Origin of the sequence: Thiemannella venezuelensis, assembly GCF_014203605.1 — a bacterium.
GTDB classification, from domain to species: Bacteria; Actinomycetota; Actinomycetes; order Streptosporangiales; family Streptosporangiaceae; genus Planomonospora_A; species Planomonospora_A venezuelensis.
The window spans coordinates 38,121-64,244 of sequence record NZ_JACHJJ010000016.1 but is presented as its reverse complement, the minus strand read 5'-3'; the positions used below and the strand labels follow the sequence as shown (position 1 = coordinate 64,244).

22 protein-coding genes are annotated in these 26,124 nt (G+C 73.1%); 7 read left to right on the top strand and 15 right to left on the bottom strand.

Going from position 1 to position 26,124, the window contains the following annotated elements; genetic code table 11:
* Positions 1-164 precede the first annotated feature (164 nt).
* The 9 genes from FHS22_RS22600 to FHS22_RS22560 all read right to left on the bottom strand — a co-directional run bounded on the left by FHS22_RS22600 (position 165) and on the right by FHS22_RS22560 (position 8,412).
* The gene (locus FHS22_RS22600; RefSeq protein WP_184944564.1) at positions 165-626 is read right to left on the bottom strand and encodes a hypothetical protein; all 462 of its coding nucleotides are present in this window, start codon (positions 624-626) and stop codon (positions 165-167) included.
* Between the two features lie 77 nt (positions 627-703).
* Positions 704-865 (bottom strand): hypothetical protein, encoded by a 162-nt coding sequence (locus FHS22_RS22595; RefSeq protein WP_184944562.1) that lies wholly within the window; start codon positions 863-865, stop codon positions 704-706.
* On the bottom strand, positions 862-1,638 hold the full coding sequence (locus tag FHS22_RS22590) for a CHAT domain-containing protein (RefSeq protein ID WP_184944560.1): 777 nt from the start codon (positions 1,636-1,638) through the stop codon (positions 862-864). Before FHS22_RS22590 ends, FHS22_RS22595 begins: the two co-directional genes overlap by 4 nt.
* A gap of 31 nt (positions 1,639-1,669) precedes the next feature.
* A complete protein-coding gene (locus tag FHS22_RS22585) occupies positions 1,670-2,587 on the bottom strand; it encodes a nucleotidyl transferase AbiEii/AbiGii toxin family protein (RefSeq protein ID WP_184944558.1) in 918 nt (305 codons plus the stop codon).
* Between the two features lie 15 nt (positions 2,588-2,602).
* Positions 2,603-3,229 (bottom strand): type IV toxin-antitoxin system AbiEi family antitoxin domain-containing protein, encoded by a 627-nt coding sequence (locus tag FHS22_RS22580; RefSeq protein WP_184944557.1) that lies wholly within the window; start codon positions 3,227-3,229, stop codon positions 2,603-2,605.
* A gap of 260 nt (positions 3,230-3,489) precedes the next feature.
* Positions 3,490-7,197 carry an AAA family ATPase gene (locus FHS22_RS38995; protein ID WP_184944556.1) on the bottom strand — a complete coding sequence of 1,236 codons (3,708 nt, stop codon included), beginning with the start codon at positions 7,195-7,197 and terminating at the stop codon, positions 3,490-3,492.
* Positions 7,198-7,335: 138 nt separating this feature from the next.
* A complete protein-coding gene (gene cutA, locus FHS22_RS22570) occupies positions 7,336-7,671 on the bottom strand; it encodes a divalent-cation tolerance protein CutA (protein ID WP_184944555.1) in 336 nt (111 codons plus the stop codon).
* A gap of 49 nt (positions 7,672-7,720) precedes the next feature.
* Positions 7,721-8,149 carry a PIN domain nuclease gene (locus FHS22_RS22565; protein WP_184944554.1) on the bottom strand — a complete coding sequence of 143 codons (429 nt, stop codon included), beginning with the start codon at positions 8,147-8,149 and terminating at the stop codon, positions 7,721-7,723.
* Positions 8,146-8,412 (bottom strand): type II toxin-antitoxin system VapB family antitoxin, encoded by a 267-nt coding sequence (locus tag FHS22_RS22560; RefSeq protein WP_184944553.1) that lies wholly within the window; start codon positions 8,410-8,412, stop codon positions 8,146-8,148. Before FHS22_RS22560 ends, FHS22_RS22565 begins: the two co-directional genes overlap by 4 nt.
* Before the next feature lie 298 nt (positions 8,413-8,710).
* On the opposite strand from FHS22_RS22560, the gene FHS22_RS22555 reads away from it, so the two are divergent.
* Positions 8,711-10,216 carry an ATP-binding protein gene (locus FHS22_RS22555; RefSeq protein ID WP_184944552.1) on the top strand — a complete coding sequence of 502 codons (1,506 nt, stop codon included), beginning with the start codon at positions 8,711-8,713 and terminating at the stop codon, positions 10,214-10,216.
* Between the two features lie 301 nt (positions 10,217-10,517).
* Here the strand turns inward: FHS22_RS22555 and FHS22_RS22550 are convergent, their stop codons facing one another.
* Positions 10,518-11,999 (bottom strand): NCS2 family permease, encoded by a 1,482-nt coding sequence (locus FHS22_RS22550; protein ID WP_184944551.1) that lies wholly within the window; start codon positions 11,997-11,999, stop codon positions 10,518-10,520.
* 131 nt (positions 12,000-12,130) lie between these two features.
* On the opposite strand from FHS22_RS22550, the gene FHS22_RS22545 reads away from it, so the two are divergent.
* Positions 12,131-12,460, top strand: coding sequence for a DUF2530 domain-containing protein (locus tag FHS22_RS22545; protein WP_184944549.1), 330 nt, complete (start codon positions 12,131-12,133; stop codon positions 12,458-12,460).
* Positions 12,461-12,490: 30 nt separating this feature from the next.
* Here the strand turns inward: FHS22_RS22545 and FHS22_RS22540 are convergent, their stop codons facing one another.
* Positions 12,491-15,622: a sacsin N-terminal ATP-binding-like domain-containing protein gene (locus FHS22_RS22540; RefSeq protein ID WP_184944548.1), complete on the bottom strand. Its 3,132-nt coding sequence runs from the start codon at positions 15,620-15,622 to the stop codon at positions 12,491-12,493.
* Between the two features lie 135 nt (positions 15,623-15,757).
* Positions 15,758-16,576: a DUF3027 domain-containing protein gene (locus tag FHS22_RS22535; protein ID WP_184944546.1), complete on the bottom strand. Its 819-nt coding sequence runs from the start codon at positions 16,574-16,576 to the stop codon at positions 15,758-15,760.
* A 200-nt stretch (positions 16,577-16,776) separates the two neighbouring features.
* Between FHS22_RS22535 and FHS22_RS22530 the strand changes: the two genes are divergently transcribed.
* A complete protein-coding gene (locus FHS22_RS22530) occupies positions 16,777-18,393 on the top strand; it encodes an MFS transporter (protein ID WP_184944544.1) in 1,617 nt (538 codons plus the stop codon).
* Between the two features lie 21 nt (positions 18,394-18,414).
* Here FHS22_RS22530 and FHS22_RS22525 read toward each other — a convergent pair whose 3' ends face one another.
* On the bottom strand, positions 18,415-18,813 hold the full coding sequence (locus FHS22_RS22525; RefSeq protein ID WP_184944542.1) for a cold shock domain-containing protein: 399 nt from the start codon (positions 18,811-18,813) through the stop codon (positions 18,415-18,417).
* Between the two features lie 122 nt (positions 18,814-18,935).
* Positions 18,936-19,553 (bottom strand): HAD family hydrolase, encoded by a 618-nt coding sequence (locus FHS22_RS22520; protein ID WP_184944540.1) that lies wholly within the window; start codon positions 19,551-19,553, stop codon positions 18,936-18,938.
* A 232-nt stretch (positions 19,554-19,785) separates the two neighbouring features.
* On the opposite strand from FHS22_RS22520, the gene FHS22_RS22515 reads away from it, so the two are divergent.
* Entirely contained in the window at positions 19,786-20,424 is a 639-nt protein-coding gene (locus FHS22_RS22515; protein WP_184944539.1) for a TetR/AcrR family transcriptional regulator, read from the top strand.
* Between the two features lie 43 nt (positions 20,425-20,467).
* Here FHS22_RS22515 and FHS22_RS22510 read toward each other — a convergent pair whose 3' ends face one another.
* Positions 20,468-21,529 carry a hypothetical protein gene (locus FHS22_RS22510; protein ID WP_184944537.1) on the bottom strand — a complete coding sequence of 354 codons (1,062 nt, stop codon included), beginning with the start codon at positions 21,527-21,529 and terminating at the stop codon, positions 20,468-20,470.
* Positions 21,530-21,652: 123 nt separating this feature from the next.
* On the opposite strand from FHS22_RS22510, the gene FHS22_RS22505 reads away from it, so the two are divergent.
* The 3 genes from FHS22_RS22505 to FHS22_RS22495 are packed head-to-tail and all read left to right on the top strand — an operon-like array spanning position 21,653 to position 26,109.
* The gene (locus tag FHS22_RS22505; protein ID WP_184944536.1) at positions 21,653-24,067 is read left to right on the top strand and encodes a helicase-associated domain-containing protein; all 2,415 of its coding nucleotides are present in this window, start codon (positions 21,653-21,655) and stop codon (positions 24,065-24,067) included.
* A gap of 31 nt (positions 24,068-24,098) precedes the next feature.
* On the top strand, positions 24,099-25,658 hold the full coding sequence (locus FHS22_RS22500) for an AMP-binding protein (protein ID WP_184944534.1): 1,560 nt from the start codon (positions 24,099-24,101) through the stop codon (positions 25,656-25,658).
* 46 nt (positions 25,659-25,704) lie between these two features.
* Positions 25,705-26,109 carry a hypothetical protein gene (locus FHS22_RS22495; RefSeq protein ID WP_184944532.1) on the top strand — a complete coding sequence of 135 codons (405 nt, stop codon included), beginning with the start codon at positions 25,705-25,707 and terminating at the stop codon, positions 26,107-26,109.
* The last annotated feature ends 15 nt before the right edge of the window (positions 26,110-26,124 follow it).

Here is a 26,124-nt window from a genome sequence, read left to right as displayed (position 1 = left end):
GCGTGCCAGACAGAGTTCACATACCCAACAGGAAGGGTGCCGCTCCGGGCGTGAGATCGGTCTCAGGGACCGGCCGGCGCCGGAGCGCTGCCGCCGTCACGGCGCGGCCGGGATCAGGGCGCGGCCGGCACCGCGACGGCGGCGTGCATCAGGGGTGCCGGGTGTCAGGGCGGCGGGTAGAGGCCGATCAGCTTGCTGATCAGCCTGCCGAGCGTGGAGTCGCGCATCGGCCTGTGGTGGAGCTTGAACGCCCACCCCTTCTCGGGGTCGCGCTCCAGCTTGAACTCGGTCCTGACCGCGATCAGCACCAGCGCGCCGACCCCGATGAGCGCCGGATCGAACCGCTCGGCCCGGCCGGTCGCAGCGATCTCGGCGGCCCGGGCGACCGTGCCGGGGTCGCTCTCGGCCAGGTACAGGAGCGCGGCCCTGGCCGCGTCCCCCGGCGTGGCCTTCTCGTCCGGCCCGATCTCCGCCCGGATGTCCTCCCTGCCCGCCGCCTCCGCGACCCTGGCCTCGTCGGCCCGGAGCCGCGCCGCGTCGAGCGGCGATCCCTGCTGCTCCAGGACCAGCCAGAGAGCTGAGACGGCCTCGCCGTCCGACAGCGCCATGACCCGGTTCCCGACCATGTGTCCCTCCAGGGGTTGGGGTTCTACGGGAAGAACGGACGGAAGACGGCGGACGTTTCAGCCCACCCCACCTCCCGTCAGTCCGGGGAGCCGGCGGCGGTCGTGACCGCTTCGATGATCTGGTCGTAGGTGTGCCGGAGGGTGCCGGGATCGGTGAGGACGGCGAGCAGCTCGGCCAGGCTGACGCCGGGGACCTCCTTCACCAGGCGGCACAGCGCCGCGCCCGCCCGCGCCATCACCCCGACCCCCCGACGAACCGCTCCGGCTCGTCCGGGAAGCCGTCCATCCGGAGGGTCTCACCGCCGAAGACCGGCTCCCCGCCGCCGCGCACCCCGAGCCGCAGGTCTCCGGCCGCCGCGCCGAACAGCGCCGGAGTCCCCGCCGAGAGCGCCGGGCATTCAGGACTCGGCCCTTCCACCAGCGTCTCGCGGATCGCGGTGGCCAGCGCGGCGGGCAGCGTCTGCCCGTGCCTGACCATGCCCTCGTACAGGCCCCGGCTCAGCGCCACCGCGAAGTCGTCCACGACCGGGAACCGCATCGCGACCACCGCGCAGCCGAGCCGATCCACCAGCTCCACCGCCAGCGCGGGGACCTCTCCGGCCTCCTCCGCGTCCACGGAACCGACCCGGTCCGCCCGGTCCGCCGCGTCCACGGCGTCCACCCGGCCCGCCGGATCGGCCCGGTCGTCCCGTACGGCGGGCCCGAGGCCGAGCAGGCGCAGGTGCTCCGCCGCGGTCAGCGCCGCCGACGAGCAGGCCGAGGCCGTCACCAGCTTCACCCGCCCGGCCAGCGGCTCCAGCCACTCGGCGAGCAGACTCCCGGTGATCTCGCGGGACGAGCCGTCCTCCCGCTCCAGCAGGAACGTCCCCCCGCTCCCATGCCCGGAGACGTGGACGACGTCCCAGCCCTCGTCCTCCTTGACGACATCGCGCAACCGCTCCTCGGTCACGCCGTACTGCAGCACCCGCAACTCGATCTGCGCTCCGCGCGTCGCGGCGATCCATCCCATCACGCCGGAAAACCGTGTTCCGAAAAATCGGCATTCAGCAGAGCCGTACCGGACCGTCACCCCACGTCATGGCGGCGGGTTCCCAGCGTCCCGCCCGCACCCGGCCGTCAAGCACCGGATCCACCAGCGCCTTCGCGATCCCGAGCGCCTCGTCCAGATCCTTCGGCACGTCGGCGTCGCGTGCGACGCTCGCATACCCGGCGCGCCAGAGCTTCTCATCCGGAACGTCGAGCGCGACGACCTCGGGCAGCGCGCGGCGCAGCCGTTCCGAGGCGAACGCCGCACGGAGATCCCGCGCCTGGAGCGGGCAGTTCCGTGCGACCAGCACGATGTCCACCAGATCACGAAATCGGGTGCTGGGCCGGTCCTGCTTGCGCTCGCTCATCGCCGCGACCTTGTCGGCGACAGTGTCCACCAGGGGATAGAGCAGGTAGTCAGGCTGGACGACCCCGGGGACCGCCATCGGCACGAGCGGTGCGGCCGTCTCCGGGATTCCGGTGATGAAGACGCCGGTCACCAGGTCGACACCGAACCGCTCGAACATCCGCGGCCCCAGCCGTGCCTCCACCGCGACCCGGACGCCTTCCACTCCCTGGACCAGCCGCCGGGGCCGGCCGATCACGAAGGTGAAGAAGTCACCGAGATCGGCGGCGGCGTGTTCGCGCAGAACCTCCAGCCCGGCCTGCGGAGAGTCCGCTCGGGCGACCAGATCGACGTCGGCGGAGTGCCGGGCCACGCTCAGCCGGGCGAGCATGGCGACGCCGCCTTTGAGAATCCAGCCGCCCTCCGGGTCGGAGAACAGACGGGCGAGCAGCCGGTCGTAGGCGAGCTGTTTGCGGAGCTGGCTCATGGTGTACGGCGACGCGGCGGCCATCGTCTTGAGCCGGTCGGTGATGGCGGCGCCGAACGCCTGCGCGCTCCGGTAGGGGAACGCCTCCTGTGGTTCCGGCACCTCGAGTTCTCCTGTTCAGCCGCTCAGAAACGTGAGGAACTCCCTTCCGGTGGCGAATCCGTACGCCTCCGCGTGCCGCTCCAGCGCGGCGGCCAGCTCCGCCTCGTCGACCAGTCGTCTGGTCAGCGCGTCGGCCACCACGCCCGACAGATGCTCTCCGTCGATACGGATTCCACACAGATCGGTCACGGTCCGGATTGGAGTCGTGACCAGGAGTTCATCGGCCCATTCCACCTCATCCGGGGAGAGTCCCGCCCGGTGAATGACCACATCCGTCCGACGGCTCCGCACCCGGCGCGGAGGCGGAACGGTGAACTCGTGGGTGAGTGGTTCGAGCAGCCCGAGCTGATGGACGAGGGCGGCGCTCTGATGGGAGACCACGCCGTGGTCCACGTTCCGTTCGTCTACGGGAAGGGCGGGGGCGAGCTGGAGCCAGGCCGCGCGGAGCTCCTCCCAGCGGGGCCGTGGCGCTCCGGCGATCCGGTAGACGCCGTAGGCGAGCCGTTCCAGAGCACTGGCCGCGACCAGTCGGCCGAGATCGCGACGGGGCACACCCAGCTGCTCCGCCTGGGCGGTCGTCATCATCCCCTGCTGCGCCTCGGCAACAGAAGAAAGGCGCCCAAGACTACCCCCCATCGCCATGGCACAACTGTCTCATTATTGAGACAGTTGTGCCATCCGGCGGCCTGTCGGCCCTACTCTCCCCTTACACACCCGTCCCCTTGGTCTTGCTGCGATGACGCCGGTACGACGAGACATGACATGGGCGTTAACCCCCTAACCGCTTCCGCCATACGTGCGCATCCTTTGACGACGCCGGTACGGCGGGACGTGGGGCGGTCGTTTGCGGCGCCGCCGTACGGCGGGCGGCCCGGGGAACGGCTACGGACGCAACGATCGCATCAGCCCGGGGAGCCGGCGGCGGTCGTGACCGCTTCGATGATCTGGTCGTAGGTGTGCCGGAGGGTGCCGGGATCGGCGAGGGCGGCCAGCAGGTCGGCCAGGCGAACGCCGGGAACTTCCTCCACCAGGCGGCACAGCGCCGCCACATCGGCGGGGACCTGGGCGGGATCGGGCAACTGCCGGAGGTCGTGCTCGGCCGCCCACAGCGAGTCCTCCAGTCCCTCCCCTCCGATCACCGCACACACCAGAGCGGCCGCCAGATGATGCGCCAGCCCCGCCGCCACCTGCCCGGCCTGCCAAGTCAGGTAGTTCCCCAGGTTGTGGTGGCTGACCGCCAGTGCGGCCACATCCCGTGCGGCGTACTTGTAGCGCAGCGCATCGCGCTCCAGGCCGATCGCCCGATCCCCGTGCCCGCGCGCATCCTCCACATCGGCCAGCGCCGACAGCACCTTGCCCAGCCCCTGCCCATCCTGGTGGCGTTCGAAGACCTCCCGGCAGCCGGCCAGCAGCTGCCAGGCCTGCTCGATGCGGTCCAGCCGCAGCAACGGGAAGTAGTCGTTGAACCGGGAGCGCGCCATCTCCGTCCCGGCCGCCCCGCGCGCCCGCATCGAGGCCAGCATCTCGTCGCTGAACGCCAGCGCCCGCTCCCAGGCCCCCAGCCGCGCCGCCGCATCCCGGCCGACACTCAGTAGCAACTCGCGCACATTCCACGCCTCCACCACCTCATCCGCCCCGGCGCGCGCCGGTAGTGCCGCCATCTGCTCCCACAGCCGCTCGACCTCGGCCAGCGCCTGCTCGGACTTCCCCATCGCGGCCAGCACCTGCACCCGCCTCCCCTCATCGGCCAGCAGCGTCCACGGCCCCCACCCGGCCCGCCGGGACGCCGCGATCTTCTGCTCGGCCAGCTCCAGCGCCTCACCCAGCCGCCCCGACCCCAGGCACAGCTTCACCAGCTCGCCCAGCGCCACCGACACGGTCCGATCGTCTTCTGCGGCGCGGGCCCGCTCAGCCAGCTCGCGCAGCTGCGCCTCGGCCGCCGACGCATCCACCACCTGCAGCGCCCAGGCCAGGGTGAACACCGTCCCCGCCTCTCCCGGCCCGCCGCGCACCGCTGCGGCGATGCGCCGCAACGCCGGCAGCGCCACCACGGCCACCGCCCGCGAGTCATCCCGATACAGCACCCGCCCCAGCAGCCAGCCCGCCTGCGCCCACGCGTGCCGCCGCAGCAGGTACGGCACCGCCCCCAGCCCCGCCCGCACCACCCACTCTCCCAGCTCCTGCCCGCCCTGGCCCTCCACCGCCTGATCGAAGATCGCTTGCCAGAAGGCCGCCAGCTCGGCATCCACCGCCGCCCGAAAAACCTGCCCGGCCGCCGCCCGGCCCGCCGTGGCCACCCCCGGATGCACCCCCAGCCGCCCGCCGGCCTCCGGCGAGGCCAGCCCTCGCCGGACCAGCACCCCCAGCACGGCCTCCGGCTCCGGCACCGCTCCCTCGCGACCCAGCCGCCGCCACAGCACCGGCCAGACCGCCTCCAACACGAAGCCCAGCCGGTCGTCCTCTTCCAGGCAGCACACGAACCCGAACAGATCCCGCTCCGCCGCCGACAAACCCCCGGCCACCACCTGCGTCCACCGCTCCAGCACCCGCAGGTAGTCCTCCCCGCTCACCCCCGCCGCCCGGTCGACGACCGTGAAGAAGTCCTCCGGCAGTCCACCCGCCGTCTCCCGCCAGGCCGCACCCCCGGCCTCCAACAGCCCCCGCAACCGCCCCGAATCCGCCGCCTGACCGTCGGCCAGCTCCAGCAACTTCGGATGCCCGTGTGCCATCTTCACCGCCCGTACGGCCAGCTCGCGGGCGTCCGACGGCTCCACCCCACGGGTCCGGCCGTCCATCAGCGCCCGCAGCCCCGGCAGTTCCCGGGCCAGCAGCAGTGCCTCGGCCGCCGGGAGCGCGTCGATCGCGATCTGCTCCACCCGGCCTTCCAGCGCGGCGGGCCGGACCCGGCTCGTCACGACCAGCCGCGAGAAGCCGCCGTGCCCGGTCAGCGCGTCGACCACCGGCCCCCACCGCCGGTCCCGCCACCCGCCGTCCGAGGTCAGCAGCGACTCGGCGTTGTCCAGCACCACCAGCACCCGATTCCGCTCGAAGAACTCGGTCAGCAGCGGCAGGAAGGCGCGCAGCGCCTCCTCGTTCTCGGCCAGGTGCACCAGCTCCAGCCCGGAGATCTTCCGCTCGAGGTCCGTGAGGAACGCGGTGAACGCACCGGTGGTGTCCGTGCCCTCGTCCGGGGCCTTGTGCCAGGCCACGATCCGGAACGACTCGGCGTGGGTGTAGGCCAGCTCCAGCGCGCAGGCGGTCTTGCCCGCGCCCGGCATGCCGTACAGCAGCACCCCCGCAGCCCCGCTCCGGGGCGCCAGGGCCGCGCTCGCGTCCGTTATCGCCTTCGTCCGGCCGACGAACCGGGGCGGCTGCGGCGGCAGGCCCGCCAGCTTCAGCGACCCGGGCCGGAACGTCACCGGCTCGCCTTCCGGGGCCGTCAGTTTCAGCTCCAGCGCGCGGGCGCCGAACAGCGCCGGGGTGGTCACCGACAGGGCCGGGCAGTCCAGGGTGGGCGGGGCGGCGACCACCGCGCGCAGGGCCATGCCGAGCGCGCGGGGCAGCGGGCGGCCCTTCTCGACGAGCAGGCCGTACAGCTCGGCGGCCAGGTCGATGGCGAAGGAGTCGACGACCGGGTAGCGCATGGCCAGCACCGCGCAGTCGAGGCGGTCGGCGAGGTCGGTGGCGAGGGTGCTCAGCGCGTGCTCTGCGCTTACGGACTCAGGACTCACCGGCCCGGGACTCGCGGACCCGGACCAGCCGGCGGGCGGGGTGACGCCCAGGGCGCGGAGCTGGTCGGCGGCCTTCAGCGCGGCGGAGGAGCAGGCGGAGACGGTGACGAGCTTGAGCCGTTCGGCGGTCGGCTCCAGCAGGTCGACGAAGTCCGCGGCCGGGACCGGGTCCGGCGAGCCGTCCGGGTGTTCCAGCAGCAGCTCCCCCGGGTTGCCGTGCCCGGAGACGTGGACGACGTCCCAGCCCTCGCCGTCCTTCAGGATCTCGGCCAGCCTCTCGCGGGTCACCCCGTACTGCAGCACCCGCATCTCCACGGCCCGGCCGCGCACCGCGCCGAGCTCGGAGAACAGCGTGGACATCGCGTGCCGTTCACGCCGCAGGTTGAGCACGCCCCCGCCGGTCGGCAGGCTGAACAGCCCCAGCACCCGCAGCCGCTCCCCGACCGGTTCCTTGGCTCCCGGTTCCGCGGCGCCGTCGCACATCACCAGCGGGATGTTGCGCAGCGCCAGCGGCGTGCCGTCCACTCTCGCCAGCTCCAGCGGGCGGAAGGCGAGCACCCGGGCCTCGGGCGGCAGGACCACCCGGACCGCTGAGGGGCGGGCCTTGATGAGCGCCGGGCCGACCGGGCCGAACACCTCGGCGCCGATCCAGTCGCCGACCTGCGCGACCAGCTCCGCCTCGGCCTCGATCCGCCGGTCGGGCGCGGCGTTCCAGCGTAGGTACCTGCCCAGATCGGAGAAGGCCGTGAAGCGCCAGTCACCGGCGTCGAGCCGTACCTCGTGGTCGGCCAGGAACGCTCCCCCCGCATCTCGGAGCGTCCACCGCCACCGCTCCGGGCTCCGGAAGTCATGGACCTCGAGACGCAGTTCTCCGGCCACGGCATCACCTCAGGGGGGAGGGCTTTCCCGTGATGTTAAGTCTCCGCCACTCAGTGTGCGCCGGACATCGGCGATGTGTGATGGAACGCCCACCGGCCGGCGATGCGGGGCACCCGGGATCTCCCTGTGACGGTCCCGCTATGACGGAGCGTCGTACCGCTTCGTCTCTTTACCGATCCAGGCCAGATACTCGGCGCTTCCGGCGGCGATCGGTGTCGCGATGATCTCTGGGGTGTCGTACGGGTGATTCGCCTTGATGTGCTCTTCCAGAGCGGGGAAGGCCTCGGCGGTCGTCTTGATGAGAAGCTGCCACTCCTCCACCTGCTTGACCCGCCCCTCCCACCGGTACACCGACTGGATCGGGCCTACGACCTGCACGCAGGCGGCAAGCCGCGCCCCTGTGATGCTCCACGCCAGCTTCGTCCCCTTCCGGTAGCCCTTCACCGTCGTCAGAACCTGCAGATATGTCGCCATGGCTTGATTCTTCACGGCATTGAAAAGGCTGAGGCCCCCGTGCCGGAGATCAGCTCACCGAACCGGGCCGGGCGACCCATTCCATCTCGACGCCCGCCGCCTTCGCGATTGTCTCGTAGTCCCGGTCATAGTGGAGCACCTTGAGCCCGTGAGCCTGGGCCGTGACCGCCACCAGCAGGTCCACCGCGCTTGGCCCTTGGTGTGCGGAGGACGACGCCAGCTGATCCTGAAGTTCGTGCGCGAGACGGAAGACGTCCTCGGGCATGGGAACCCATCCGAATGTCGACCCGAGCACTTTCGCCGCACGATCACGAGCCGCCCTGCCCCCGGCGGCCCGCAGCATCTCCAGCTCCACAACAGGGCAGACTCCAATGAGCCCGGCGGCTATGTGCTGCGCCCAGCGTCGGCGGACCTCGGCGTCCCGGTAAATTCGCATCAGCGCCGAGGTGTCGGCGAGATGGGTGCCGAAGGCGCTCACGCGATCTGACGCCCCTCGACCCCCTTCCGGGGAATCGGATCATGACCCTCCGGGACGGAACGGTAGTTGCGCTTGTCCATCAGGGAGTCGAAGTCCTCGCCGGAGAAGAGTCTCACCCCTTCTTCCAGGGCCTTTAGCCTGGTCACCCGGGTGACGGCTTCCGTCAGCGCCAGGTTGATGGTGTCCTTCTTCGTCTTGGTCCCGAAGATCCGCTGGGCGGCTTCCAGCGCTTCGTCGTCGACATCAACCAAGATCTTTGTCATCGGACACCTCCATATATAAAGACACCGCATGCGGTATATCCATCGTACCCAGCCGGTGCCTCACTCCGGCAGAACTTCCGGAACGAGAAGCCGAGCGACCTCATGCGTGCGGCACGCCCGGAGAACGTGCGGTCGCCCCCTTGCAGAGCCCGCTCTCCTCCAACCTCGGCTCCGGCATCCGGTGGAGCCGCTTTGAGCAATCCGCAGCGGGCAGACGATCCCTTATCTGGGAGCTAAAAAGCTAACATGAGCAACATCTATTTTGTATGCTTGGAAGCATACAAAATAGGAGGCATCCATGCACCCGCCTACACATGTCCTCTCGCGTGACTCCGAGTGGTCGACCCTCACGGAGTTCGTGACCCACCCCGATCCGCACCTTCGGCTGGGAGTCCTCTCCGGGCGGCGGCGTGTCGGCAAGAGTTACCTTCTGCGGGCGCTGGCCGATGCGATGGACGGGCTCTACGTCTCCGCCGTGGCCGAAGAGGGACCGGTGACCGCGCGGCGGCGATTCGCCGGTGACATCGCGCGGTACGCAGGCGTGAACTCCAACCTTTTGCGGGATGATGCCGACTGGGAGTCCCTGTTCGACACGGCGATCAGTCTGACCGTCCAGCGCCGTGGCGCCCCCGGACTGCTGATCATTGACGAGCTGCCCTACTGGATGGCTCACTCTCCGGAGGTGCCGGGCCTGCTCCAGCTGCTCTACGACCGTTCCCAGACAGGTCACGGCCACAACGGCGGCCGGGTGATCCTCTGTGGATCGGCGATGTCCGTGATGAACGACCTTCTGTCAGGCACGAAGGCGCTGCGCGGCCGGGCCGTCGTGGACATGCGCCTGCAACCGTTCGATCCGGCCACCACGGCACGGCACTGGGAGATCGACGATCCCGCGACCGCCCTGCGGCTGCACGCCGTACTCGGCGGATCTCCCGGATACCGCAACCTGACTTCGCAGCCCGCGCCCCGGAACCTCCAGGAGTTCGACACCTGGGTATCGGACACGGTCCTCAATCCCGGCCAGGCGCTCTTCTCCCGCAGCGAGGCGGAGTATCTCCTCCGGGAGGACCCGCAGTTCACCGGGAGCTCACTCCATTATGCGATCATCAACGCGGTCGCGGCGGGAGCCACCAGCCCGGCGAAGATCGGTGGCCTCCTGGAGCGGGACCGCACGTCCCTGAGCCGCCCGATCGAGATGCTGACGAGCTCCGGCTACCTCGACCAGACGATGGATCCTCTCTGGAAGCGGCGCCCGGTGATCACGGTCGCGGATCCCATCATCCGATTCCACAACCTGATCACCGTCCCCAATCGGGACCGTGTCGAGACGGGCGCGTCTCCGCAGGCATGGCGCGAATCCCAGCCCACCTTCGTCTCCCGCGTCCTCGGCCCCCATTTCGAGGAGTGCTCACGTGAGTGGCTCCGCCGCCACGTCGGCTCCGCCATCTCCGGGGAGGCGAGGATGGTCGCTTCGACGGTGGTCAACGACCGCGGCGGGCGGGCCAAACACGAGATCGACGTCATCGCCTTGGCCCCGGGGTCCGACCGCGCCACGGTGGGACTCATCGGAGAGGCGAAAGCCACTCTCGTACGGCGCGGCCCCGCGGACCTGGATCGGCTCGAACGGCTGAAGGCGGCTCTCCACGGCCAAGGCCATGACGTCACCTCCACCCGGCTGGCGATCTTCTCTCTTGAGGGTTTTCATCCTGACCTCATGACGACCGCACGCCGCCGGGGAGACGTCCTCCTGGTGGACCTGCCCGCCCTCTTCGGACGGACGGAACCGCCCGTCCTACCGAAATGACCCGGGGCCGCCACCTCGGCGGCCCCGGCCTCCCGTCATCGACGGCATCGTCGAGCTCACCGTCCGTCCTTCCCGCGCAGGACGGTCCGCACCCGACCGTGGTCGCGTGCCTCACCTACCAGAGTCGCTCCCGGCAGTCGGCTGTTCGCCGGCCCCCAGATCCCCATTCGGCCCCTTTCCAATCGATGTTCCCGGTGACGTTGCCGCCCGGGCCTGCGACCTGCCGCCGGAAGCGCTCCGGGTACGGAAGGCCGTCACGGTGACTCGACTCGGCCACCGTGACGGCCCGCTGAACCGGTCCTCAGGCGAGGCCGAGCAGGACCTTGATGGGACCGAGGGCGAAGTAGACGACGAACAGCGCCGCGACCACCCACATCAGCGCGTGCACCTCACGGGCCTTGCCCTTCACCAGCTTGATCAGCACGAAGGTGATGAACCCGGCGCCGATGCCGTTGGCGATCGAGTAGCTGAACGGCATGACCACGATGGTGAGGAACGCCGGGATGGCGATCTCGTAGTCGGTGAAGTCGATGTCGCGGATCGCGGTCATCATCAGGAAGCCGACGACGACCAGGGCCGGGGCGGCGGCCTCGTAGGGGACGACCGCGACCAGCGGCGAGAGGAAGATCGCCAGCAGGAACAGCACGCCGGTGACCACGCTGGCCAGGCCGGTGCGCGCGCCCTCGCCCACGCCTGCGGCCGACTCGATGTAGGTCGTGTTGGAGGAGACGGAGCCTGCACCGCCGGCCGCCGCGCCGATCGAGTCGACGAGCAGGATCTCGCGCGTCCTGGGCAGCGTGCCGTCCTCCCTGATCAGCCCGGCCTGGCCGCCGACGCCGACGATCGTGCCCATGGTGTCGAAGAAGTCGGTGATGAGCAGGGTGAAGACGAGCAGCAGGACCATGATGACCGAGACGGAGCTGAACGCGCCCACGGGATCGAACTCCCTGAACAGCACCAGCGGGTTGGTGAACCCGAAGATGTTGTCGGGCAGCTCGGGGACGACGAGCCGGAAGCCGAACGGGTTGGGGTTGTCGGGCGTTCCCGGGCCGCCGACCTTGGCCACCGCCTCGACGACGATCGCCAGGACCGTGGTGGCGACGATGCCGATGAGGATCGCGCCCTTCACCTTGCGGGCCACCAGCAGGGCGATCAGCAGCAGACCGACCACGAACACGAGGATCGGCCAGCTGGTGAGGTTGCCGCCGATGCCCAGCTCCAGCGGCGTGGCGGGGGCCTTGCGGACGAAACCGGCGTCCACGAAGCCGATCAGCGCGATGAACAGGCCGATGCCGACGCTGATCGCGGTCTTGAGCTGGGCCGGGATGGCGTTGAACACCGCCGTGCGGAAGCCGGTCAGCACCAGGAGGGCGATGATCACGCCCTCCAGGAAGACCAGGCCCATGGCCGACTCCCACGACATCTGCGTGGCGATGCCGAAGGTGACGAAGGCGTTCAGGCCCAGGCCCGCCGCCATCGCGAACGGCACCTTGCCGATGACGCCCATCAGGATGCTGAGCATCCCGGCGACGAAGGCGGTGCCCGCGGCCACCAGGGGGATGGGCGCCGAGGTCGCGTCGGCGATGTACTGACCCTCGACGTCCTTGGCCGTGGCGATGATCAGGGGGTTGAGCACCACGATGTAGGCCATCGTGAAGAAGGTCGCGAAGCCGCCGCGGACCTCCCGGCCCACCGACGAGCCGCGCTCGGAGATGTGGAAGAAACGGTCAAGGGCGTTTATTGGGGGTGTTTTAGCATCATGAACTGTCTTAGCGTCACTCACGGACGCAGGGTGGCAGTAAGCACTCCTGTCCGGAAGACCCGGTTCACGATGGTGATGGGATCGCAACCGATCCGCGCCCTCACGCGGCCCGTTTTGCGGGTAGTGGGATTTCGTCGCCTACGCTGGATCGTGTGAACCAGCCTCACCGTCAGGATCTCCAGCCGCTGAAGACCAACGACACGGCGACGATCCTCGCGGGCATGGGCCTGTGGGTGATCGCCCTGATCGTGCTCCTGGTGCTCCGGCCGGGGCCGGAGCACCAGTGGTGGATCTGGACGTGCGTGTCGGGCCTGTGCGGCGGCCTCTTCGGCCTCTGGTACGTCCGGCGGCGCGACCGCCACGGCCCGCCGCCCGCCTCGGAGGCGCCGGTCGAGCCCGCGACGGCGGTCCCGCCCGCCCCGCCCGCCCCGGAGGCCGGCGCCCCCGGTGCACTCGACGACCGCGGGCGGCCGGTCACCTGACGGCCCCGCCGGTACGGCCCCGCCCGGGCGTCAGCCGGTCGAGGCGGTCCAGCTGTCCAGGTCGGCCTCGGCGAGCAGCAGCGGCACCGCGGCGGGGTCGCGCAGCAGCGCGGCGACCGCGAGCCGGTCTCCCCACTGACCCGACGCCCACGCCAGCCCCCGCGCCAGTCCCTCCACCCCGCAGGCGTGCACGACGCCCTCGTCGAACCGCCAGGTGACCGGGACGCCGTCCACGAGGAGCTTCTCGTGCTCCAGGTAGGTCGCCGGAGCGGTCGGCAGCAGGGACCGCACGGCGGGCGGGACCTGCCGCACCTCGCCCAGGGAGGTCACCTCGCCGGCCGCCTCCTCCCCCGCGAGCGGCAGGTCGAGCAGCTCCGACAGGGCCTCGGCCAGGTCGAACGGGGCCAGGACCAGCGGCCGGTCCGCCACCAGCGGGAGCAGGTCCGGCGCCTCCACCACGACCGGCTCGCCCGACCCGGAACCCGGGCCGGAGCCGTGGCCGTGGCCACCGGAGAGCAGGTGCCCGTCCTCGACGTCCGCGACGACGATCTCGCCGTCGCGGACGGCGCGGACCGCGCGCGGCGGCGCGACGCGGGCCGGATCGACCGCGGCGAGGGCCACCCACAGGGCCCGCAACTGGGCCCGGTCGACCTCGATCGAGGGGTCGGCGAGCAGGTCGAGGAGCTCGTCCGGGCCGCCGTGCGAGGCGAGCAGGTCGGGCAGGGTGGTCCGTACGCCGATCATCGCCAGGGCCGCCTCGTCGGCGGCGGCCGGGGCCTCGCCGTACAGGCCGAACAGCAGCGGGTCGCCGGTGGCCAGGCGCAGCTCCGTGGGGCGCTTCCCGCCGAGCACCGGGTGGGTGGAGAGCCACCACGCGGTGTAGGAGGGCACCTCCACGACCTCTCCCGCCGCCAGGACGCGCAGCGGGTGCAGGACCGAGCGGAGCGGCGGCCGGGAGAGCAGGGCGAGGGCGGCGGGCCAGTCGGCGACGTACTCCAGGTCCCGGACGGCGGAGAACTCGCGCGCCACCGGGGGCACGTCCAGCTCGGGCAGGAGGTCGAGCACGTGCTCCAGCCACTCGTCCTCGCGGTCCAGGTCGTGGTCGCACTCGTCCGGGTCGATCATGACGTCGGCGTCGTTCACCACGGCGAAGCCGTCGAGCACCCCGGTCGCGGCCAGCACCCGCGAGCCGTACCGCTCCACCAGCTCGGGGGCCGCGGTGCCGAAGTGGGTCTCCGAGTCCAGCAGTCCGGCCAGCGCGCCCTCGGCCAGCAGCAGCTCGCCCGCCGGGTAGAGCCCGCCGTCGGCGCCGCGCAGCGCCAGGTCGGCCAGCCAGGGGGCCTCGCCCGCGGTCAGCCCGGCCGCGTCGACCAGGGCGAGCACCGCCTGGGCCACCGGCTCGGGGTCGGCACTCTCCAGGGACTCGGAGACCGCCGCGCGGGTCAGCGGGTCCTCCAGGACCGTCCGGGGCGTCGCCTCACCGGCGCCGAGGCGGAGCAGGAGCGGGTGGGCGGCGGCGGGATGGACCACGCGGAGGCCGAGCGGGGCGAGCACGGCCAGGTCCAGGGAGCCGCGCTCGGTCAGCACGAGCGTGCCGCGCGGCCCGCGGACCAGGCGGCCGTCGGCCAGCGGGACCGGCAGCGCGCCGAGTGCCTCGGGGTCGTCGGCGGGCAGCACCTCGTACAGCGAGCGCCACCAGGCCGGATCCCGGTCCTCGGCCGCACCGCCGGAGAGGTCGCCGGCGAGCAGGTCCACGACGTCGGCCAGCTCCACCCGCCTCACGCCGAGCGCGGCGATCGCGGGGTGCCGGGACGGCCATCCGGCGGGCAGCAGGCCGGGCACCACGGCGGCGACCTTCTCCAGCAGCGCGCCGGGGGCCGCCACCACCGAGGCCCGCCTGCCGGGCACGACCAGGTCCCCGCCCTCGGCCGCCGGGGGGTCGGCGGGCGGGGAGAGCGCGGGCAGGAGCGGGGCGTCCGGGAGCACCCGCAGGATCGCCCTGCGGATGCGGGCGTCGAGCTCGCCCTTGCCCATCAGGCCGGGCACGAGGTCGAGCAGCTTCGGAGTGCGGGGCAGTCCGGAGAGCAGCTCCAGGTAGGCCTCCGCGGCGCGCTCGACCAGGAAGTCGGTGAGCGGGCCCATCGCGACGTGCCGCCGGTCGGTGGCCAGCGGGAAGGAGGCGATCAGCAGCGCGGGCAGGTCGAGCGGCTCGTCGCTGGGGGTCGGCGCGTGCACCACGGCCGGCACCCTCGCGGGCAGCGGCAGCGGCTCGCCGCCCACCGGCCCGTCCCCGGCCCCGGAACCGCTCCGGGCGCCCCCGCCGGATCCCGCCGCCCCCTGCGGGGTGACGGGCACGGCCCAGCGGACCTGCCAGTACGGCCGGGCGCGCTCCTCGGTCGGCCGGTCGGCGAACAGCTCGGCCGCCTGGTCCGGGGAGAACCGCCCGGAGGCCGAGACGACCCGCCAGCCGTCCGGGACGACGGTCCGGGTCTCGCCGTCCACGTCGATCTCGATCGACTCCAGGACGGGCATGCCGAGCAGCAGCGCGGGCCCTGCCTCCCGGAGCATCCCCCGGACGGCCTCCACCGCCGCGCCGTCGCGCAGCGGGAGCCGTACCAGCGTGTCGAACCCCTGCGGGATCTCCACCGGCCCGCCGGGGAACGGCAGGCGGAGCAGGGGCACGTGCCCGCCGCGCTCGGCGAGCTCCCGGGCCAGCGCGGGCTCGGCGGCCACCAGCGCGGCGGTCTGCTCGCGGGACCAGCGGACCACCCCGGAACCGAGTGAGCCGATCACCGGCTCGTCGCAGACCGAGACCACGGCCGCGAACCCGACCCCGAACCGGCCCGTCGCCCCGGCCTCGTCGCGCTTGGCGGAGGCCCTGAGGGTGGACAGGCTCTCGATCCCGGCGGCGTCGATCGGGGCGCCGGTGTTGGCGGCCGAGAGCACGCCCTCGCGCAGCGAGAGCCGCAGGCGGCCGGGGACCCCGGCCCGCAGGGCGGCGTCGGCGGCGTTCTGCGCGAGCTCGACGATCAGCCGGTCGCGGTAGCCGCCGAGCGCGAAGTCCTCCTCCGCGTTGGCGTCCTCGCGGAAGCGCGCGGGTGAGGCGGTCCACGCCGCGAGCACGGCGGAGCGCAGCCGGTCGGTGCCGAAGGTGTCAGTCACAGCGATGATTCCAAACGTCGGGGCCCGCGGACGGCGTCACCCCGCCTCCGGACCGGGACCGAAGGCGATCCGGACGACGGCGGAATGACGGCCCCGGAGCATACCGAGCCGGGAGGACAATCCCGGCCCGGCCGGTCAGGAGTGGCCCAGCGGCTCGTCGGAGGAGGCGTCGTCCACGGAGCCGGCCAGATCCGCCTCGGAGGGCTCCTCCTCCAGGTCGTAGAGGTGGTCGTCGAGGATCGGGACGGCCGGCTCCACCTGGTGCGGCACCACGGTCGCCTCGGAGTGCGCGCCGCAGCCGTGGTCGGCGGCGACCACCTTGCCGTCGTCGGGGGCGTACTCGTTGGCGCAGACGCCGAAGCCGGTGCGGAGCGCGCCCGCGAGCGGCCAGTAGAAGCCGCAGGTGGAGCACTGCGCCGGAGCGGCGTGCGCGATCGGGGTGTGCGGGCCGGACTCGCCGGCGTGCCAGCGCCGCACGGCGAGGTCGCGGCCGATCGGGGAGAGCACCCGGGCCCGGCCGAGGCCGTACTCGAAGATCATCTGCCGGTCGGTCTCGTCGTCGGTCTCGGTGAAACCGGGCGCGAGCCGGTCGTCGTCGTCGGTGGTCGGCAGCAGGTCGCCCACGCCCAGGTCACCCGGGCGCAGCCGCTCGCTCCACGGCACCCACGGGGGCGGCAGGATCGCGCCGGCGCCGGGCAGCAGCACGACCTCGCTCACCGTGACGTTGCGCGCGCGGGAGGCCCGCGTGACGGTGACCGCCCATCGCCACCCGCGGTAGGCGCGGTCCAGGCAGGCGAAGTAGTGGGTGACGATCCGGTCGCCCTCGCTCTCGACCCCGAGGTGATCGCCGATCTCGTCCGGCCTGACGTCCTCCTCGACCGCGGAACGGGCCAGGTCGACCGCGGCGGCGCACGCCTGGTCGGGGGCTGCGGCACGGGCTCGGGTACGGGTCACGAGTCCTCCTTCGTCGTCCTCGCAACCCGAGGGGCGCCGTGTCCACTCGCGGCCCGGGGGGCGCCGTGTCCATTGGCTCGTTCACTCACGGTTTCATTCTCGCCCATGCCCGGAGCGGACCGCACCGGATACCGCCCATCGTCCGGCAAGCGACCGGTCAGGCCGGGCAAGACATCTGTCCGTCAGGTAAGACTGGATGTGTGGCAGGTGGCTGGGAGAGAACGTGGCGGACGGCGGTGGACGCCTCCCGCCGGTTCGGCCGTGCGGCCGCCGAGGCGGGGCGGGCGACCGTGCGGGCCGGCAGGAGCACGGGAAGGGCCGCGGCGCAGGCGGGCAAGAGCACCGGGCGGGCGGCGGCGCGGGCCGGGCGCGGCGTCGCCGGCGCCACCCGGGGGGCCGGCCGGGCCACGCGGCGGCTGACCCACGCCCAGGGGGCGGGCCGTACGGGGCTGGGCCAGCTGATCGAGCTGACCGCCGCGCACAGCGCGGGCGACGCGCTGGTCACCGCGGCGCTGGCCGGGACGCTGTTCAAGCTGCCGGTCAACGAGGCCCGGGGGCAGGTCGCGCTCTACCTGCTGATCACGATGATCCCGTTCGTGGTCGTCGCGCCGTTCGTCGGGCCGGTCCTCGACCGGTTCCGCTCGGGCCGCCGTTTCGTCATGGCCGGCACCCTGTTCGGCCGCGGGCTGCTCTGCTTCGCGATGGCGGCGGCGGTCGTCTCCGAGGACGCGTTCACCATCTTCCCGGCGGCGCTGGCCGTGCTGGTGCTGTCCAAGGCCTACAACGTCTCCCGGGCCGCGATCATGCCCAGCGTGCTGCCCGCGGACATCGCGCTGGTCACCGCCAACGCCAGGGTCGCGCTGTTCGCGCTGGTCTCGGCCGGGATCGCGGTGCCGGCCGGGGCGGGCGCCAGCGCCTGGCTCGGCGCCGAGTGGGTGCTGCGCGCGGCGATGCTGCTCTTCCTGCTCCAGGGGGTGCTGGCCGTACGGCTCCCGCGCCACGTCGACTCCCCGGACCTGGAGGAGCTCCAGGAGGACGACGAGCGCCCGCCCCGCTGGCGCACCATGCTCAACGTGGGCCCGGTGGTCGCCGAGTCGATGCTGGCCAACGTCGCCATCCGCCTCTACTCCGGGTTCCTCCTGTTCTACCTGCTCTTCCTGGTGCAGGAGAAGAAGGTGCCGGGCCTGCCGACGGCGGTCACGATCGGCGTGCTGGCGCTGGCCGCCGGGGCGGGCGGCCTGGCCGGGGCGGGCGTGGCCTCATGGGTGCGCAACCACTCGCCGCAGGTGATCGTGCTGGCCACGCTCGCGCTGTCGGGGGCGGCCACGGCCGTGGCGGCCGCGGTGTTCTCCCTGTGGACGGCGGTGGCCGTCGCCCTGGTGGCCGCGTTCGCGCAGGGGCTGGGCAAGCTGGCGCTGGACGCGATCGTGCAGCGCGAGATCGGCGAGGAGGTGCGCTCGTCCACCTTCGGCGTGGTCGAGGCGTTCCTGCAGATCGCCTGGGTGGGCGGAGGGCTGGTCGGGCTGCTGCTCTCGCTGTTCGCCGCCGGACCCGGCGGGCTCGCGGCGATGGCCGCGGTGCTGGCGGTCTCGCTCGGCTGGCTGCTGCTCCGGCGGCGTGCGCGGATCCGGGAGCGGGACGCCCGCGTCGCGGCCGCCCGGGCCGCCGCCCCGAGGAGGGCGCCCGCCGCCCCGGGGGCGGAGTCCGGCGCGGCGCGCCCGGAGAGCCGGAACGGGGGGACCACCACCACCGTCGTGCGGCGTGGTGATCCCCCCGCGGAGAAGCGGACCAAGCCGCTGACCAACCCGCACGGCTGAGGGCCCGCGCGGTGCGCGCGGTCAGGCGTCCAGGTCGTCGGCGACCGCGCGGAGCACGGTGGCGATCTTCTTGGCGTGCGCGGCCTCCGGGTGCTTGCCCTTCTGGTAGGACGTGGAGACCGCGTCGAGGAGCTTGATCAGGTCCTCGACGATGACGACCATCTCGTCGGGCTTCTTGCGTTTGCCCTTCGGCTTGGCCGCCTTGGCGAGGGTGGGGGGCTGGTCGATCACGCGGACCGAGAGCGCCTGCTGGCCGCGGCGCCCTTCGGCCACGCCGAACTCGACCTTCTGGCCCGGCTTGAGGGAGTCCACGCCGCCGGGCAGCGCGGACGAATGCACGAAGACCTCACCGCCGTCGTCGCGGGTGAGGAAGCCGAAACCCTTGTCGGCGTCGTACCACTTGACCTTGCCACTCGGCACAGGGGTGACCTCGTTCAGACTCTCGTTGAAGGAATGGAAACAGGTTATGCCCACGGGGGTCCGAGGGCGACCGGGTAAACCGGGCGAAGCGTCGCCGGTTGGAGGAGTGCCCTGCGGACGCCCTAGACGAGCGCGGCCGGGGTGCGCCACCCGTCGAACCACCCGGCGAACTCGGTCAGGTCTCCCAGCACGACATCGGCTCCGTGATCACGCAGCTCTCCTACCGGATAGAGGCCGGTCGCCACCGCCACGCTGACGGCGTCTCCCGCCCGCGCCGCCTCGATGTCGGCGACGTGATCTCCAACATAGGCCGCCGCGCCGAAAGTCGCGAGAGCCGGACCCTTGTCGGCGCCGAAAACCGATCCGGCGACCTCGTCCACCCCCAGGCCGAGGAACTCCACCGTGCTCCGCGCGTCGCGGAGGTTCTTGCCGGTGACCACGATGACCCTGCCTCCGGCCCGCCGTACGGCCTCGACGGCCTCCCGCGCGCCGGGCATGAGGGTGGTGGCGGGTACGGCGAGCGAGGGGTAGAGCGACCGGAAGACCGCGGCGGCTCCGGGGACCTCCTCGGCCGGGAGCCAGTTGGCCAGTTCCCATTCCAGCGGCGGGCCCAGCCGGGCCACCACGGAGGCGCTGTCGATGGCCACCCCGAGGCGCAGGGACAGCTCGTCGTAGACGGCGGCGATGCCCGCGCGGGTGTCCGCGAGTGTCATGTCGAGGTCGAACCCCACCGAATGCATACCTCGAAGCATGCCAAAGCACCGCATAACTGGGTAATCCCAGTTTTCTTCCGTTGATTCGCGACACAGCGTCCGGGGAGTGCTGTACGCGGCGGCGAAACCTGTGGAACCCTTTGGAAAGGAATCACTTACCGGGCGGCGGAGTGGTCGTCCCCACAGGTCCCGGCAGGGGGATCCGTGCTCCGGCGGATTCCCCAGTGGATAGGGTCATGGCGGAGGTATCGGCAGAGAAATGACCAGATCGACGCGCGAGCGGATCATCGACGAGGCCCTGCGGCTCTTCGCCGAGCGGGGGTACTCGGCGACCTCGGTGGCCGAGATCGAGGCCGCCTCCGGGCTCTCCCCCGGCGCGGGCGGGCTCTACCGGCACTTCAAGTCCAAGTACGAGGTGCTGGCCGCCGCGATGAACGAGCACGCCTCCCGCACCCGGGCCCAGATCGCCGAGGCACTGGCCGAGCTGGACGTCGTCGACGCCTCCCTCGGCGTCGAGGCCCGCCTGTCCCGCCTGTGCCGGGCCGGACTGGCCAAGGTCCGCGAGGAGAGCGAGCTGACGCGCGTCTTCTTCCGCGACCTGAGCCAGTTCCCCGAACTGGTGGCGGTCGTGCGCGAAGGACTGCTCCAGCCCATGTTCGACGCGATCACCACGTGGTTCCGCGCCCAGCCCGAGTACGCCGAGGCCGACCTCGACTGGGCCGCGCTCGGCGCCGTGCTCGGCGGCGCGGTGGTCCACTACCGGCTGTTCCAGGAGACGGTGGGCGAGCCTCCCGGCCACGCGGAGCGCGACCGCTTCGTGGCCGCCTGGGTGCAGCTCGCGCTCGGCCTCCTGCCCCGCCCCGCGGCGCTGAGCCCCGCGGCGGGAAGCGCGGGCTGAGCCCCCGCGGCGGGAAGCGCGGGCCGAGCCCCGCGGCGGGCGGCTACCGCGTCCTCCCCGTGAGCGGGGCGGGCGGGCTGACCAGCCGGTGGACCAGCCAGAGCACGCCCAGCGCCGTGCCGATCACGAACATGACCCCGCTCACCTCGAAGAAGTCCGCGACCATCAGGTCGAACCTCCCCCCGGTACGGACGAACGCCGCCACCACGCCGCCGACGGAGTAGGCGAACACCGGCACGGCCGCGCCGAGCACCTTGTCGCCGACCTCCCAGCCCGCGCAGGACAGCACGATCACCGCCCCGACCGCCCAGACCACGGCCGGGACCGGGAAGACCGCGATCGGCGCCAGCGGGAGCGGGACGAGGAGCGCGGCGAGGGCGAGCACGACCAGTCCCGCCACCTCGCGCGGATGACCGGCCAGGACCGCGACCGCGCCGGAGGCGTCCCACCCGTCTCCGGCCCGGCGGTCCCGCCCGGTCCGCCACCCGCCGCGCGCCCTCCCCGCGCGCGCCCTCCCGCCGCGCGGTCTTCTTCCGCGCGCCCTCCCGGCGCCCTCCGGCCCGCCCGGCTCCTCCCCGTCGCCGCCGTCCCGTCCGGACCGCCTCCGGCGCCGGGCGAACCGGGTTCCGGACCGCTCTCCGGCCAGCATCCTCCTGGCCTCCTCCATCGACCTGGCCATGCCGGGCGGTACCGCCCGGAGCCCGCCGCCGGGCGGCGCGCCCGCCGGGAGCGGCGCCCGCGCGGCCGGCGCCGTGCCCGGCGGCCGCGCCTCCACCGCGGGGAGCTCCTGGGTGACGGGTTCCACGGAGGCGACGAGCGTCGGGGGGTCGGCCGGGACCGGCCGGGGCGCGGGCCCCGCCGTACGGCCGGGCGTCTCCCCCGCCAGGCGCCTGACCTCCCGCTCCACCAGGACCGCCGGGTCACCGAAGATCGCGAGAACCTTCTCCGCGACGGCGGCGCTCTCCGACCCCCTCCGCTCGGCGTCGATCCGCGCGCGCAGGCGGTGGACGAAGTCGATCCTCTGCTCCGGGCGGAGCACGCCGTGCGCGGCGTCGGCCGCCCGGCTGACGTACTCCAGGACGAGCTGGTCGGCATGCTCGATCACTCTCGCCATCCTCCCTCAGCGGTGTCCTCCGGGCGACCCCTTCCCCGATTCGGCGCCGATCAGATGGTCATGGACATTTCCCCCTACGGCACATTGTCGGCGGAGCGGCTTACCATTGTCGGAATGAGCACGGAGTTCGCGGAGTGGCTGCGCGGCCGGAGTGACGAGCAGTTGAGGGAGCTCGTCACCCTGCGTCCGGAGCTCATCACCCCGGTCCCCGCCCACGTCGAGGGACTGGCCGGCCGGGCCAGCAGCCCGTCGGCGATCGGCCGGGTGCTCGACCGCCTCGACCGGTTCACCTCCGCGGTCCTGGAGACGCTCGCCGTGCTCGCCCCGCCCGTCGCCTACCGGCCGCTCCGCGCCCAGGTGGCCCGCGGGCTGAGCGGTCCCGCGGACTCGGTGTTCGAGGCCCGCTTCCGGGAGACGGTCGACCGGCTCCGCTCGCTGGCCCTCGTCCACGGGCCCGACCGGGCCCTGGTCCCCGCCCCGGGCGTGCGGGAGGTGCTGGACGGCCCGGCGGGACTGGGCCCGCCCGCGGCGGAGACGTTCCGCCACTACCACGCGGAGCGGCTGGCCGAGCTGGTCGAGGATCTCGGCGGGGGCGGCGGCGGGACCAAGGAGGGGCTCGCCGCGCTGCTGGCCGACCGGGAGACCGTCGCACGGCTGGTCGGGGAGGTCTCGCCGCAGGCCCGCGCGGCCCTCGACGAGCTGGCCTGGGGGCCGGCCGGGGGGCGGGTGCCCAACGCGCGCCGGGAGGTGCGGGTGGCCACCGCCCGCTCCCCCATCGAGCAGCTCCTCGCCCGCGCGCTGCTGGCCGCGACCGGCGAGGAGTCCGTCGTGCTGCCCCGCGAGGTCGGGCTGTTCCTCCGCGACGGCCGGATCCACCGGGACCTGTCGCCCGTCCCTCCCCCGCTCGGCGGCACCGCCCGCGACCGCGCGCTGGCCGACCGGACCGCCGCCGGGCAGGCGTTCACGTTCACCCGCGCGGTGGAGGAGCTGTGCGAGCGGTGGAGCGCCGACCCGCCCGGCGTGCTCCGCGGCGGCGGCCTGGCCGTGCGCGACCTGAAGCGCACCGCGGCCCTGCTCGACCTGCCCGAGTGGGCGGCCGCCCTCATCATCGAGGTGGCGCACGCGGCGGGGCTGGTGGCCGCGAGCGGCTCGGTCGACGGCGACTGGATGCCCACCCCCGGCTACGACGCCTGGAAGGTCCGCCCCGCCGAGGAGCGCTGGACGGCGCTGGCCACGACCTGGCTCGCCATGGACCGGGTGCCGGGCATGATCGGCGAGCGGGACGAGCGCGACCGGCTGCGCAGCGCCCTCCACCCCGACCTGCGCCGCGCGGCCGCACCGGAGGTCCGCGCCACCACGCTGGCCATGCTCGCGGCGGCGGGCGGGCCCGACGCCCCGCTGGCCCCGACCCTGGAGGCGGTCCGCGAGCGCCTCGCCTGGGAGCAGCCGCGCCGCCGGGTCGCCGACCGCGACCGGCTGGTGGAGTTCGCCCTGCGGGAGGCCGAGCAGATCGGGGTCACCGGCCTGGGCGCGCTCTCCGGCCACGGGCGGGCCCTGATCCGCCCGGTCCCGGGGTCCGGAGCCGAGGGCGGGAGCCGTACGGCCCCCGGATCCGGGGCCGCTGAGCTGCTGGCCCCGCTGCTGCCCGAGCCCCTCGACCACGTGCTGCTCCAGGCCGACCTGACCGCCGTGGCGCCGGGCCCGCTCACCGGTGAGCTGGGCCGCTGGCTGGCGCTGGCCGCCGACGTGGAGTCCACCGGCGGCGCGACGGTCTACCGGTTCTCCGAGGGCTCGATCCGGCGGGCGCTGGACGCCGGGCAGGGCGCCGACGAGATGCTGGCGATGCTGGCGCGGCACTCGACGACCCCGGTCCCGCAGCCGCTCGCCTACCTGGTCTCCGACGTGGCCCGGCGCCACGGCCGCATGCGGATCGGCACCGCCAGCGCCTACGTGCGCTGCGACGACCCCACGGTGCTCGACGAGGTGATGGCCGACCGCCGGGCGACCCCCCTGCGGCTGCGCCGCCTGGCCCCCACCGTGATCGCCTCCAAGACCTCCCGGGCGACCCTGGTCGACTCGCTGCGCGCGATGGGCTACGCGCCGGTGGCCGAGTCCCTGGACGGCGACGTGATCGTCACCCAGCTCGACGTGCGCAGGACCGAGGGCCCGCCGCAGCAGCGCGTCCCGGCCGCGTTCACCGGGCTGGACGCCGAGGTGATCACGGCGGCCGTGCGCGCCGTGCGCGCCGGGGACGCCGCCCACCGGGCCCGGCGCAGGCCGGTGGACGCGCCCGAGGGCCAGGTGCCCCGGTCCCCGGCGACCGCCACGATCGGCGCGCTGCGCGAGGCCATCCGGCAGGGCTCCCAGGTCTGGATCGGCTACCTCGACTCCCAGGGCAACGCCACCAGCCGCATCCTGGAACCGGCCCGGATGGAGGGCGGCTACCTCACCGCCTACGACGAGACGCGGGCCGCGGTGCACCGCTTCGCCCTGCACCGCATCACGGGGGTGGCCGAGGTCCAGGGTTGACGGCGCGGCCGTACCGGATCACGTTGGCGTCATGAGCGCTGAGCACACCCTGGGCCGGCTGGCGGAGGAGTCGTGGACCCGGTTCGGAGACGTCGACTCGCTGTACTACGAGGGCACCTGGCACCGCGCCGAGGCGCTCGCCGGGCGCGCCAGACGTGCCGCGGGCGGCTTCGGGGCGTTCGGGATCGGGCCCGGCGACCGGGTGGTGGTCATGATGGCCACCTGCCCGGAGGTGCCGATCGTCTACCAGGCGCTCTGGTCCGCGGGGGCGGTGGTCACGCCCGTGGTCTTCCTCGTCGGCGTCGAGGAGCTGCGGCACATCGTCTCCGACAGCGGGGCCGCGGCGGTGGTGACCTCCCCCGAGCTGCTGGGGACCGTGCGGGCCGCCGCCGGGGAGACCCCGGTGGTCGTGGTGGGCGACGCCCCCGCGGGCACGACGCCGTTCTCCGAGATCGAGGCGGCGCGGGAGCGGGGCGCGGTCGCGCGCGACCCGGCCGACCTCGCCGCGCTGATGTACACCGGCGGCACGACCGGCCGGGCCAAGGGCGTCATGCTCACCCACGGCGGGCTCTGGCACGTCGCGCGGGCCGCCCAGGAGATGTCCCACCTGCCCGGCGTGAACCGGGCGATCGTGCCGGTTCCGCTCTCGCACGCCTACGGGCTGATCGTCACCATCGCGGGCATGCACGCCGTCGAGCCGCAGCAGGCCGTGCTCATGCGCTGGTTCGACCCCAAGGCGTTCCTGGACCTGGCCGCCGGGCAGCTCGTCCAGTACGGCGCGGTGGTCCCGTCGATGCTGCAGATGCTGCTGGCCGAGCCGCTGGAGGAGACCGAGCTGCCCGAGCTGCGCTACCTGACCTGCGGGGCGGCGCCGCTGGGCCGGGAGGTGCTGGAGGAGTTCGAGCGGCGGGTGCCGGGCGTGCAGATCCTGGAGGGGTACGGCCTCACCGAGACCAGCGCGGTCACCACCTTCAACCCGCCCGGCAGGCGGAAGGTCGGCAGCGTCGGCCTGCCGCTCCCCGGATACACGATCACCGTCAGGGACGACGACGGCGAGGAGCTGGAGATCGGGGACGTGGGCGAGGTCTGCGTCCGCGGCGAGGCGCTGATGCGGGGGTACTGGACCGGCGACCCGGAGGAGGCCGCACCCGACACCGCGCCCGTCCCGTCCTCGACGGCGCTGGTCGGCGACGAGCTCTACACCGGCGACATCGGCTGCCTGGACGACGACGGCTACCTGCACATCGTGGACCGGAAGAAGGACCTGATCATCCGGGGCGGGTTCAACGTCTTCCCCCGCGACGTCGAGGACGCCCTGAACGAGCACCGCGACGTGCTGATGTCCGGCGTGGTCGGCCGCCCCGACCCGGTCCACGGGGAGGAGGTGGTGGCCTTCGTCCAGCTCCGCCCGGGGGCCACGGCCACGGCCGAGGAGCTCATCGACTGGGCCCGGGTCCGGGTCGGCCGGGTGAAGTACCCGCGCGAACTGCACTTCACCGACTCGATACCGGTCACCAGCATCCTCAAGCTCGACCGCAAGGCGCTCCGCGCCCGTCTCGGCATCCCCGGGTCCGGCCCGCCCCCGCCGTGATATCTGTTGAGCTGCACGGTTCCGCAGAAGTGAGACGGATTCTCCAGTGAGCAGTGGCACCCCCGAAGGCCCCGGCACGCACCCGGGGGGCGGGAAGAGCCCCTACGGCGCCTACGACCCCTACGATTCCGGCCCCTACCCCTACGGCTCCCACGGGCAGGCGTACGGCTACGCAGCCGGGCCCCACCTCGACGTCGAGGGGGTCAGGACGCACGCGATCGTCGCCCTGGTGGTCAGCATCACGCTGGCGCTGAGCTGCTTCGTCAGCCTCGGCGGCATCGCCGGAGCGGTCCTGTCGGGGATCGCGCTCGGCAAGGTCGAGACCGAGACCCCGCGGGCCAGGGGCCTGATCAGGTGGGCCTGGATCGGCATCGGCGTCAACCTGGGGCTGATCGCCCTGGCCACCGTCGTCTTCCTCGTCGCGGGCCTCAGCAACGCCTTCGGCTCCTGAGCCGGCCCGGGACTT

Coding starts and splice junctions, on each gene's coding strand:
- FHS22_RS22560 (WP_184944553.1), bottom strand. CDS start 8,412: ATGACAAAGATCTTGGTTGATGTCGACGACGAAGCGCTGGAAGCCGCC.
- FHS22_RS22555 (WP_184944552.1), top strand. CDS start 8,711: ATGCACCCGCCTACACATGTCCTCTCGCGTGACTCCGAGTGGTCGACC.
- FHS22_RS22600 (WP_184944564.1), bottom strand. CDS start 626: ATGGTCGGGAACCGGGTCATGGCGCTGTCGGACGGCGAGGCCGTCTCA.
- FHS22_RS22515 (WP_184944539.1), top strand. CDS start 19,786: ATGACCAGATCGACGCGCGAGCGGATCATCGACGAGGCCCTGCGGCTC.
- FHS22_RS22520 (WP_184944540.1), bottom strand. CDS start 19,553: ATGCATTCGGTGGGGTTCGACCTCGACATGACACTCGCGGACACCCGC.
- FHS22_RS22505 (WP_184944536.1), top strand. CDS start 21,653: ATGAGCACGGAGTTCGCGGAGTGGCTGCGCGGCCGGAGTGACGAGCAG.
- FHS22_RS22500 (WP_184944534.1), top strand. CDS start 24,099: ATGAGCGCTGAGCACACCCTGGGCCGGCTGGCGGAGGAGTCGTGGACC.
- cutA (WP_184944555.1), bottom strand. CDS start 7,671: ATGGCGACATATCTGCAGGTTCTGACGACGGTGAAGGGCTACCGGAAG.
- FHS22_RS22580 (WP_184944557.1), bottom strand. CDS start 3,229: ATGGCGATGGGGGGTAGTCTTGGGCGCCTTTCTTCTGTTGCCGAGGCG.